At 55.5% G+C, this 10,954-nt stretch carries 11 protein-coding genes; 6 read left to right on the top strand and 5 right to left on the bottom strand.

Annotation, left to right across the window (positions count from 1 at the left end; genetic code table 11):
- The first annotated feature begins 201 nt into the window (after positions 1-201).
- Positions 202-1,134 carry a TerB family tellurite resistance protein gene (locus tag VAE55_RS15820; RefSeq protein ID WP_322816701.1) on the top strand — a complete coding sequence of 311 codons (933 nt, stop codon included), beginning with the start codon at positions 202-204 and terminating at the stop codon, positions 1,132-1,134.
- Positions 1,131-2,126 (top strand): dihydroorotase, encoded by a 996-nt coding sequence (gene pyrC / locus VAE55_RS15815; protein ID WP_322816700.1) that lies wholly within the window; start codon positions 1,131-1,133, stop codon positions 2,124-2,126. Before VAE55_RS15820 ends, pyrC begins: the two co-directional genes overlap by 4 nt.
- Positions 2,127-2,264: 138 nt before the next feature.
- On the opposite strand, the gene VAE55_RS15810 is transcribed toward pyrC, so the two are convergent.
- Positions 2,265-2,729 (bottom strand): hypothetical protein, encoded by a 465-nt coding sequence (locus tag VAE55_RS15810; protein WP_322816699.1) that lies wholly within the window; start codon positions 2,727-2,729, stop codon positions 2,265-2,267.
- Positions 2,730-2,863: 134 nt separating this feature from the next.
- On the opposite strand from VAE55_RS15810, the gene VAE55_RS15805 reads away from it, so the two are divergent.
- Both VAE55_RS15805 and VAE55_RS15800 read left to right on the top strand, forming a co-directional pair.
- Entirely contained in the window at positions 2,864-3,994 is a 1,131-nt protein-coding gene (locus VAE55_RS15805; RefSeq protein WP_322816698.1) for a lipocalin-like domain-containing protein, read from the top strand.
- Positions 3,978-4,940 carry a CobW family GTP-binding protein gene (locus VAE55_RS15800; RefSeq protein ID WP_322816697.1) on the top strand — a complete coding sequence of 321 codons (963 nt, stop codon included), beginning with the start codon at positions 3,978-3,980 and terminating at the stop codon, positions 4,938-4,940. The genes VAE55_RS15805 and VAE55_RS15800 overlap by 17 nt, the downstream gene beginning before the upstream one ends.
- Here VAE55_RS15800 and VAE55_RS15795 read toward each other — a convergent pair.
- Genes VAE55_RS15795 through VAE55_RS15785 form a run of 3 tightly spaced genes read right to left on the bottom strand, consistent with a single transcriptional unit; the run spans position 4,923 to position 7,458 of the window.
- Positions 4,923-5,834 carry a hypothetical protein gene (locus tag VAE55_RS15795; RefSeq protein ID WP_322816696.1) on the bottom strand — a complete coding sequence of 304 codons (912 nt, stop codon included), beginning with the start codon at positions 5,832-5,834 and terminating at the stop codon, positions 4,923-4,925. The genes VAE55_RS15800 and VAE55_RS15795 overlap by 18 nt on opposite strands.
- Before the next feature lie 4 nt (positions 5,835-5,838).
- Complete coding sequence (locus tag VAE55_RS15790; protein WP_322816695.1) at positions 5,839-7,191, bottom strand: PP2C family protein-serine/threonine phosphatase; 1,353 nt, start codon at positions 7,189-7,191, stop codon at positions 5,839-5,841.
- Positions 7,192-7,242: 51 nt separating this feature from the next.
- A complete protein-coding gene (locus VAE55_RS15785) occupies positions 7,243-7,458 on the bottom strand; it encodes a Franean1_4349 family RiPP (RefSeq protein ID WP_322816694.1) in 216 nt (71 codons plus the stop codon).
- Between the two features lie 171 nt (positions 7,459-7,629).
- Here VAE55_RS15785 and VAE55_RS15780 point away from each other — a divergent pair, with 171 nt between their 5' ends.
- Positions 7,630-8,241 carry a CYTH domain-containing protein gene (locus VAE55_RS15780; protein WP_322816693.1) on the top strand — a complete coding sequence of 204 codons (612 nt, stop codon included), beginning with the start codon at positions 7,630-7,632 and terminating at the stop codon, positions 8,239-8,241.
- A gap of 28 nt (positions 8,242-8,269) precedes the next feature.
- Entirely contained in the window at positions 8,270-9,757 is a 1,488-nt protein-coding gene (locus tag VAE55_RS15775) for a CHAD domain-containing protein (protein ID WP_322816692.1), read from the top strand.
- On the opposite strand, the gene VAE55_RS15770 is transcribed toward VAE55_RS15775, so the two are convergent.
- Positions 9,727-10,467, bottom strand: a complete 741-nt coding sequence (locus tag VAE55_RS15770; RefSeq protein WP_322816691.1) for a TIGR02206 family membrane protein — start codon at positions 10,465-10,467, stop codon at positions 9,727-9,729. The two genes, VAE55_RS15775 and VAE55_RS15770, sit on opposite strands and share 31 nt — an antisense overlap.
- Between the last annotated feature and the right edge of the window lie 487 nt (positions 10,468-10,954).

Below are 10,954 nucleotides of genomic sequence, written 5' to 3'. Positions count from 1 at the left end.
CGCAACGGATTGGTCTATACTATCCATCGGTACGTGCGTCTCGATTGATCCGATCGTTGCAACAAAGCATGAAATAAGTTCTATCCATCCGGCAAAGTACACGATGGGGCCGCTGCCCTCCACACAACGTATACGGTTATCAGGCTTTACTATGGCATACCATAGCGATAAACTACTCTCTGGAACAGGTTAGGAATTGTTATGGCGAAACATCCATTAGCGATGGCCCTGGCCAAAGTGATTATCGCGGCTGCATGGGCCGATGGTGAATTATCACTTGACGAAGTCAACGACCTCAAACGACTGCTGGCCGAACTTGGTCAGACCGGCGGTCAGTTTGCCTTGACCGCCGATGAGTGGGCGGAGCTGGAGATTTATCTCTATTCACCGGTGGAAGCTGCCGAACGTGCCCGCCTGATCGCCGATCTTCGCGACTTAATCATCACGCCAGGCCAGCAACGGCTTGTCTTGCAGGCAATCGAACGACTGCTGATCGCCGACCGCGTGCTCACGCCAGTTGAGCGCGAGGTGGTGCAGGAGATTCAACGTGCCCTGACGCAGGATAGCCAGAGTCTGCTGTTTCAAATCGGACGCGCCTTTCGCTTAGCACTAGGCATAAGGGCCGGCGGCCCCAACCGCGAAGACCTCCTGCCAGAATTTATCCGTAATCGTATTTACTATGCTCTACAGATGCGGCTGGGCCAACATATCGACGAATTTGGGCTTGATCATGATGAGCTGCACGTATTGACCCTGGCCGGGGGCTTACTGGCAAGAGTTGCCTATGTCGATAAACAGGTAACACCTACCGAACACGACCAAATCGTGGCCATTCTTAAGGAATGGTGGCAGCTCGATGATACGCAGGCAGCGCTGGTTGCTGAGGTAGCTCTCGACGAGAGTGCGACCAGCCTCGATTTCTTTCGCCTGACCAAAGCCTTCGCCGACGCAACCACTGTGGAGCGTCGGCAACGCTTTCTCGACACGCTCTTCGCGGTTGCCCTCGCCGATGGCGAACTTTCCGGCGCCGAGAGTGCCGAAATCAGTCGGATCACTGCTGCGATTAATTTGCCTCACGACAGTTTTGTGGCGGCACGACTGCGCCTGCCACGCCAGCCAGGAAAGCGTCTATGACAGTTACATTATTTGCCCCACTTGACATGCATTTGCACCTGCGCGAAGGCGCCATGCTGCGCCTCGTCGCACCATTCTCCGCTGCGCAGTTTGCCGGTGCGGTGATCATGCCGAATCTCGTGCCACCGGTGGATAACGCCGACCGCCTTGCCCGCTATCACGAGGAGATTCGGGCTGCGGTTGACCCGTACCCGTTTCTCCCGCTGATGACCCTGTTTTTTCGCCCCTACGATGCCCAAACCTTGCAGGCATTGCGTGAGCATATCTTCTCGATTAAGCTCTACCCGGAAGGCGTAACGACCAATAGCGCCGGTGGGGTCAGCGACCTGACGGCGATTGAGCCAACGCTGGCAATGATGGAAGAGTTGGGCATTCCGCTCCTGGTACATGGCGAGAGTCACGGGTTTGTGCTGGATCGTGAAGCTGAGTTTTTGCCGGTGTATGAACATTGGGCCCGCACGTTCCCACGCCTGCGGATTGTAATGGAGCATATCACAACGGCTGCCGCCCTCGACCTGCTGGATCGTTACCCAAATTTGTTTGCCACTGTCACCCTTCACCACCTCTTGATCACTCTCGACGATGTGGCCGGTGGTCTGTTGCAGCCGCATCTCTTCTGTAAGCCGATTGCCAAACGTCCGACTGACCGTGATGCACTGCTGGCTGCGGCATTAGCCGGCCATCCCAAACTGATGTTTGGCAGCGACTCGGCACCGCATCCGATAGATCGCAAAGAAGCCGCGTTCTGCGCTGCCGGTGTCTTCTCGGCGCCGGTGTTGCTGCCGATGCTGGTGGAATTGTTCGAGCGTCACAACGCACTCGACCGCCTGCCCGACTTCGTGAGTGGGAATGCTCGGCGGATTCACGGCCTGAACCCGCCAGCCCGCACCGTGCGATTGGTCGAAGACCCCTGGCAGGTACCGATGCGTTATGGCGATGTCGTTCCGTTTGCCGCCGGCCAGACGCTACGCTGGCAGGTGGTTGCTGAGTAGAGTGTAGCAAGCTGTTTCTCACCACAATGGACACCGACGAGGGCCGGCTGCCTCGTCAACCTGTGTGAACAGGTGGCAATCACTGCTACAGGCAGCCCGGCCCTCTGCACAATATCCCAACGACGGAGTGACAATCGGCTACGTGATCGATTTACCGGCCAAACCGGCTCCCCACACGTCGGGTGGTGGCGGTGGCATAAACAGATCGGTGATGTCAATCGCCTGCCGCAAGCGGCCAAAGGTCGTTGCAATAAACGTTATCCGACGGAGACGGGCAGCCGGTATGGGATGTTCCAGTTCATACAGCGGCCCAACATCAATCCGGTAATAGTGATCGCCTGCACGTGGATGGTTGGGTTCATCAGGGAGCAGGTCACGCCGCTGAACCAGTTGATAGCGCAGGACAGGGGCATAGTATTGCACCTGCCAGCGCACTGCCCCAAATGACGCCGGCTGGTAGAACGCCAGATAATCGGCGGCCAGTTGGGGCGGGGCATGTCGCAGTGGCAACCGATACCAGCCGGCAATACGCACCCGTTCAAGATCGTGCGGTTGTGGCACGATAACGACCAGCACCCGTGCATCGTTGTCAGGCTCAATCATAGCAACACCCTCATTGCACTACACCACCTCACCAATTCTGCGGTGAGGTGCATACGGACCGCTAAACGACCTAGACCCGTGGTACACTACTAGAAGAGTGTCTACTAATAAACCGCTAGAATTGACGAAACGTTATGCACTTCTGGCTCAGATGTTTTTTAATTGTGATAACTGCGGTTGGCTTCGCCGCTTGCGCTACTACCAGCCGGCCTACCGTTCAAGCCACCATCAGCGCGATTGAAGCGGTCAATGCCGATAATATTGAGGGTTTTGAGCGGGTGATCGAACCACGTCCGTTTGTGTTTCCGGCTGACCACGGCCCCCATCCAACGTTCCAGACCGAGTGGTGGTACTACACCGGCAACCTGACTGCCGACGATGGCCGGCGCTTCGGCTTTCAGCTCACCTTCTTCCGCCGGGCACTCAGTCCCTATCCGCCAGCCCGTGAGTCGGCCTGGGCAACCAACGATGTCTATATGGCACACTTTGCGATCAGCGATATTGATGGTGGTCGTTTCTACGCCTTCGAGCGCTTCAGCCGATCTGCGCTTGGTCTGGCAGGCGCCAGCGGCGAACCGTTCCGGGTCTTTCTCAATGACTGGTCGGTCGAAGGAAGTGGCCCGCAAGGCATGACGATGCGCCTCCGCGCTGCTCAGGATGAGGTTGCTCTCGACCTGGTTGCCGTCAATAGCCGACCACCGGTCTTGCAGGGGAATGCCGGAGTCAGCCAGAAAGGGTCGCAGGTGGGCAACGCATCGGCCTACTATTCGCTCACCCGGATGATCAGCAACGGCACCATCCAGATCGGTTCAACGACCTATACGGTGAGCGGACTGACCTGGATGGATCGCGAGTGGGGCACCAGTGCACTGGAAGAAGGGATGACCGGTTGGGATTGGTTTGCCTTACAGCTTGAGAGCGGCCACGACCTGATGTACTATCAGCTCCGGGCAGCCGATGGCAAACCGTCGCCATTTGTCGGTGGTAGTCTGCTCCTCCCCAACGACACAGTGATCATCCTCGGCCCTGGTGATGTTGAGCTGGACGTCACTGCGACCTGGCAAAGTCCGAAGAGTGGGGCGATCTACCCGGCTGGCTGGCGTCTGCGGATTCCCCGTTATGGGATTGATCTGGTTATCACGCCGGCACTGCAAGATCAAGAGCTACCCACGGCAGTCGTCTATTGGGAGGGCGCGGTGGAGGTAGAGGGTAGCATGCGCGGTCGTGGTTATGTCGAGTTAACCGGTTATGCCGATGGAAAATAACGCACCATCCATACCAGTTACGATCATCAGCGGTTTTCTCGGTAGTGGCAAAACGACACTGTTGCGCCGCCTGCTGAGTCGTGGCGATCAGCGAATTGGAGTGATCGTCAACGAATTTGGCACGTTGGGCATTGACGGCGAACTATTAGCCCAGAGTGATGCTGGGCCACTGATCGAATTGAACGGTGGCTGTGTCTGTTGCGTCGCCGGTAGTGACCTGCTCCTCGCGCTGGAAACACTGTTAGCCAGTGGGCCACTGACAGCCATCGCAATTGAAACGAGTGGCCTTGCCGAGCCGGGCGCATTGATCCGACAGCTTCGCGCTGCCGATATTCCACTCGATACACTGGTTACCCTCGTCTCAGCCGTTGATTACGAGCAGGCGATGGCGGCCTCACCACTCACACTGCGCCAGATACACCTCGCCGATTTGCTCCTGATCACCCACAGCGACCTGGTTTCTGCGCAAACCATCGCACAGATTAGTGAACAACTGCGCACAATCAACCGGCGGGCACCGCTCGTCCCAATCGTCCAGGGTGATGTACCACCGACGCTGATCTTCAGCCCACGCTACGATGGCACACTACCTGCCGAAAGTCCGCACCTGCACGACGAATTTGCCGTCACGAGCTGGCAAAGCGATCTACCATTACAACGCACTGCGCTCGAACAGACCCTGCGCAGACTGGCAGCCGATGGTATCTTTCGGGCCAAGGGCATCGTATACTGCACCGACTCACCGTGGGCAGACGAAGTTCATCTGGTCGCCGGACGATGGACTCTGAGCGCATTGCGCCTCTCTGCCCAACCCCGACCGCTCTGTCGCCTCACCCTGATCGGGCGCGCCGCAGCGCTGGAACCGGCAGCCAATGCGTTAGACTCCTGCATCGATAGCGACGAGCGGATTACCCGATGGCAACAGCGGTTAACCGGGCAGATGTAGCAGATTGATCGTCGCAATTGTCCGACCAGCCTCACATTCCATCGTCACTAGATCGATCAGGCGGGGAATATGTGCAGCGTAGGGAATCAATGCACGCATCGCCTGCTGACACAGGGCAGCATGGATCAAGGCCAGTTCCCGGCGCAGCGCATGATCGATGAGCCAGCGTCCGGCAATGCGTTGCGTATCGATCGGTGCCAGACATCCCTCTGCACGCCAGATCGTCTCCGCAATCAGCCGAACACCCCAACTAGCCCGTCCGGTCCGAACATCGTCGGCTAGATCGTGTACATCATCACGAAGCTGACGGGCAAGGATGAGTGCATCGAGTGCAGCACTCAGAGCGATGGCACACGGATCGCTGAGCTTTAGACCGGCAAGCATGATATGAGCACGTTGCACCACGTGCCACCCGGCTGCGCGTGCACAAACCCAATGCACCGTCAATGATTGCAGTTGAGTCGGTTGCCAGGAACCGGTATGCGTTCGGACTGCGAGTTCCTGGCGGTACGCCGCCACCATGCGTCGTTCCAGGTCTGCCAGCAACTCGCGATGAACGGCCAGCGTACCGAACAAGTGCCAGCTTCGTCGCCACAAAGCCCTGGTCAACGGCGCGGCAGCCTGTGTCAGTTCACCATCAAGACACGCATCGCGGATGGCCGCAGCCCAGGCACCACACAATGTCGCCAGGCTCAGGCGTTCGATGATAGACGACGGCAATGGCAACAATGGTGACAACCAGACCGGCCAGAGGGTGAAGATACGATGAATCTCGCTATCGAAGACCTGATTCAGCGGATAGCGGATAATGGGAGGGAGTGGGTCACATAGAGCGATCAGGCGGGAATAGACTCGTTGCCAGTACGCTTCTTCAAGGGGGAACAGGCTCAACATGCGTTTACCCCAGTACCTGGAGAATAATCCCTGTCATATCATCACTCTGTTCGGTATTGCCGCGAAACTGGCTCAAAGCCGATAACAAATGATCGAGCGCACGTTGCGGATCGGTGGGATCAGACTGATCAATTGCCATCATCAACCGCTCAAAGCCAAAAAGTTCACGCTGCGCATTTCGTGCCTCAAAAAACCCATCGGTGAGCAGAAAAAGCTGATCGCCAGCCTGAAGTTGCAGCGTCGTCTCACAATATTCCTGATCAAGACGAGCACCAAGAGGGAGGCAACCATAGCCGATCTCTTGAATCTGGCCATTTCGACGGAGATAAGGAAAGGGATGACCGGCAGTGGCAAATGTAATAATATTAGTGGATGAGTCGAGGATGCCAAGGAAAACAGTGACATATTGCAAGCCAACGCCATCACGGTAGAGTGCATTGTTAGCGGCACGCAGTATCGCTGCCGGTGATTGTTCAGTAGTGATGTAGGAACGTAGAATTGAGCGCATCATCACCATGACCATGGCAGCGGCAATACTCTTACCGGTAACATCAGCAACGACAATCGCCCAACGCTCCTCTGACAACCGGACAAAATCATAAAAATCGCCACTCGTCTCGCGGGCAGGTTCAGAATACGCTACAATGCGGATATTCCCGAACAGCGGTGGTGGTGGTGGATAGAGACGTTGCTGAAGCGAGTGCGCAATTTCGAGATCGTGGTGCAATATCTGATCCTGAATGAGACGGAAACGGGCCTGATTCAACCTTTGACGCGATGACGTCAGTTGATACTGATAGAATGAAATTGCCGCCCATACCAACACGGTATAGAGGAGGATCGGTACGAACAAACCGGTCGTCTCTTCAAATACACCACGTTCAGTACCAATGGTTGCAAAATACCAGACATAGGTTAGAAAGACAATGACAAGATTGACAATCGCAACAAAACCGGCAAAACCCCATCCTAATAACAGTCCACTCAAAATTACAAATAACGGAGTAATTCCCGCAAACATTGTTGTACCTATCAAGTCAAGCTCAACCGTATTGGCGAGCATGAACACAATGACCCCTACGTTTGTCCAACCAACGAAGAGTCTCGCTCCCACTATTTCACGGTTTCTGCGAATCAACCATTCAATAATCCCATTTATTGCAAGCGAAACTACAACCATCATATACGCTATTGGCAACGACAGGGGTGGAATAAACATGACGAGTAACGCTATGATGGTTAGCGTGAACATAAGAATGTTAAGCATTCGCAAGGTAAAACGCAGGCTTAGCTGGTCGCTTTCAATATCAAGCTGTTTCAGTAACTCGTTAAATGATTGAATATCTTGCGATTTCATATACCCTGCGAATGCTTTGCATTGAATAAATCAATTCAGAAGAGCGTATTATCAGCTCCAAATAGGAGCAGCCGCCTGCCGCTCCAAATCTTCAAGCTGTTTTCGCTGCGTTGGATCGGCAAGGGCTTTCCGCAGGCGATCCATCTCTTCCGGGTCGGGCTGCAAACCGACTTCCTTCGCTGCTGCATCCGGATCGGCTAGCAGACGTTTGCGAAAGTCGGGATCAAGCACCGCGCGACCGATCAGTCGCTCAAAGTCAGCACTCATGCGAACGTGGCCTCCTTTCATTGACCGAACACCACTGGCGATGGCAAGTATACCACTTCTTTACTTTTATATTGCAGAAAACCGGTGTTCAGCGTCGGCATACTCGCCCTGTAATACGCAAAACCCATTACAATACATGAGGCATAACCAAACCTATTCGCGGAGTTCCTTATGGAAATTGAGGCAAAGTACAAGATCAGCGCCAGCGACATGGATCGACTGGCGGCGTTGAGTGCGCTTGGGCCATATACGTTACGCACGATGGCCAGTGAACAGCAACGGAACACCTATTACGATAGTGCTGATGGCAGGCTGGCTCAGGCACGTTACGGCTTGCGGATTCGGCAGATTGGCAAGCGATCAATTATCACGCTTAAAGGGCCGGCCCGTGTTGATGACCAGGGCATTCACCACCGGGCAGAGTTTGAGTTTCCCGGTGATGATCCCGATCCAGCTCATTGGCCAGAAGGACCGGCCCGTGATCTGGCGCAGGCGCTGTTACTGGGAGCGCCAGTACGCCCACTGCTGACCATCGAAACCAATCGACGGATTATTCACGCCCATCGTGATGGGCAGGATCGCGTTGAGCTAAGTCTCGACCAGGGTACCATCTATGCCGGCAAAAAACAGGCACCAATCTGCGAACTGGAACTGGAAGTGCTGCCGACAGGATCGGTCTATGATATAACTGAACTGGCTGCTGCACTCAGCGCACTGGTCAACATTATGCCCGAACGCCAGAGCAAGCTTGAACGGGGCATGGCCTTACTACAGCGCAAGTAATTCTTGCATACCTGAGAGGAGTAGGCAGATGGGATCAACCACACACCTGACAGATTATGTTGAGACATTGCTCACCGCATATCGGGTTGACCGAGCGCATGCCCGTCAGGTAGCCGATCACGCTTTGACATTATTTGATGCGTTAGACCAAAACCGGTCATCCAATGCACGTGTGCTGGTTGAGGCTGGCGCATTGTTACACAATGTTGGTCTGACTACCGATCCATCTGAACATCATCTGGTCGGTCGGGATATTGTGCTGCGCCATGCCCCTGGCGATGCAGCCGACCACCTGATTATCGCGGCAATTGTTGCGCTTCATCGGCGCAAGCCGCGCTTTCAAATGGAACCAACGGTGCTCTGCCTGAACAAGCGATCACGAAAGCTGGCTCTGCAACTAGCTGCAATTGTGAGGGTAGCCGACGGTTTCGATTATAGCCAGACCCAGACCACAACCATTCAGGTTCTGAGCAGGAATGGTCGGCTGAGCCTGGTGGCTACCGGTCCACACGCCGCGGTTGATAGTGAACGGGCACTGGCCAAAGCCGATCTGTGGGAGCGCGTGATTGGGCTACGCCCAGAAATTGTGGTGCAGAGTGAGGGTACGGTCGTTGAAGAAGTGGCCGGTGAAGACGAGCCGGCTGACAGGCTGCCCTACTGGTATGCATCAGGGGCGGTTCCATTTGCCGAATTGGGCCGAATCGTCTTGCGACGCCAGATTCGTCGTCTCCAGCAAACGGCGCGGGCGGTCAGGGATGATGAAACGATTGAAGCGGTGCATGATCTACGGGTCGCCACACGACGGATTCGGGCCGCGTTACGCCTTCTATCGCCGGTCGCCCCGGCCAAAGCTGCTCGACAGGCAACTGTCGCCGTCCGCACACTGGCTCGACAGGCCGGTGCCACCCGTGATCGAGATGTCTTGCTCCACGATATGACCGGTCGTGATATGAGCGGTCTGGAACCGGTAATTGAGGCAATACGGGCCGAACGAATGGCTGCGCACGCTGAACTGGTGAATTATTTATCCGCCAAACAATATGAGCGTGAGCTGCGGGCATTAGCCCAACTGGCATGCGTCAATGAAGGATGGGACAACCGACCGCGGGTGCGTGATCACGCAGGCAGTATGCTGTACGCTCACTACGAAGCGCTACGCTCCTATGATCGTGATGGGTTGCCTGAAGATGAAGCGAGCCTGCATGCGATGCGAATAGCCGGCAAGCGGTTGCGCTACGCCCTTGAGCTGGTCAGTGATATTGTCGGTGAACGGCTGGGCGATCTCTTGCAACCTCTCATCGATTTTCAGGATCATCTCGGTGCTCTCAACGATATTAGTGTAGCGCGTGGTTTACTGGCACCCCATACCGACCATGCGCCGGCGGCGGTTGCTGGCTATCTGGCGGCGCGTGAAGCGGAATGGGCTACACTTCGGCAGGAATTGCCGGAATGCTGGAACGTCCTGGTCAGTTCCACCTACCGGAATCATTTACTCACCGTCATCAGTGATCTCTGACGGAGATCGGCCAGGGCAAATGGGAGATAAAGAATCAGAATAGTAGCAATGCCGATCACCTCCATCCAGATGATGTACATCGGCCACGGGCCGAGCAGATCAAGGAGACTCGGCGTGTACGGTTTACGGGCCAGGAAGAGATAATTACTGTCGAGCAACCAGTTCACGACGCCGACCGCCGCCATCAACAGATTCGCCCCGATGATCACCCGCCCTACCGAACGCCAGGTGGGGCGGTATCCTTCCAGTGCGATCATTGTTAACGCGGCCAGCACGATGCCCCCGTGCGAAATAAAACTCTGAAATGCCCGAAAGTGGGGAAAGCCGTAGACGCCGATGTCGGGTGTGAGCAATGCCTGCACCGCACCACCAATCCCCATGAAATACGAAAACTCGAAGATGCGATAACTACGGGTGAGGAGCATGATGACAGAGAGCCATGTAAACATGGTGCAGAGGTGCAGCGGCAACATATACTGAATTGACCAGAGACCGTGTACCCAGAACCACCAGTTGTACGCCAGCTCATTGACCGCCAGGATAAACGCTAATCCATAGCGCCAGTAGCGTCCTGCCTCCGCCGACATCTGACGGCCAGGGCCAAGTATCCAGACACAGGCAACGGCGACACACGTCAGCGCAATCAGGTGTGGCCCACTGAAGAGTACAAATGGCGGCCCATTCCAATGCAATGCGAAGAGATCGTTCATGTCCCCTCCGTCGTTAGTTACTCGCAACAAGTAGATACTTCTATCATAACCCAAGTTGCTACCTTAGTTCACCACAGAGACACGGAGGACACAGAGAATGTGTATAACCCAGATTGCCCCCATGAAGTGTGACATAGCACGAGAGCATAGCCGCCACCTGCATCGTTCGCACATTTATGCCACGTGACGTAGTGCAATGTCGTGCTGTTTGTCCGGTTAGTCAGTCTCTGTGGCTTATTCACCGCACAGGTGGCAACTTGAGTTATCATAATCCAAGTTGCTACCTTACGTCACCACAGCGGTGCGGGGCGTTGAGCGCGACGGGAGGAGGGGTGGAACACGGATGGACGCGGGTGAGGCGGATGCACGCGGATAGATCGTCACCCAAGGTGCTCCCTTATATCACCACAGCGACACAGAGGATGGGGAGAAACCAGGTTGCTGCCGTGAGACGCAACGTCGCACGTCCATGGGAACTGGCTGCTCA

This window comes from Chloroflexus sp. (genome assembly GCF_034432675.1).
Taxonomy (GTDB): Bacteria; Chloroflexota; Chloroflexia; order Chloroflexales; family Chloroflexaceae; genus Chloroflexus.
Note: the sequence above shows the minus strand (reverse complement) of the source record. Positions and strands in the feature narration are given on the sequence as shown.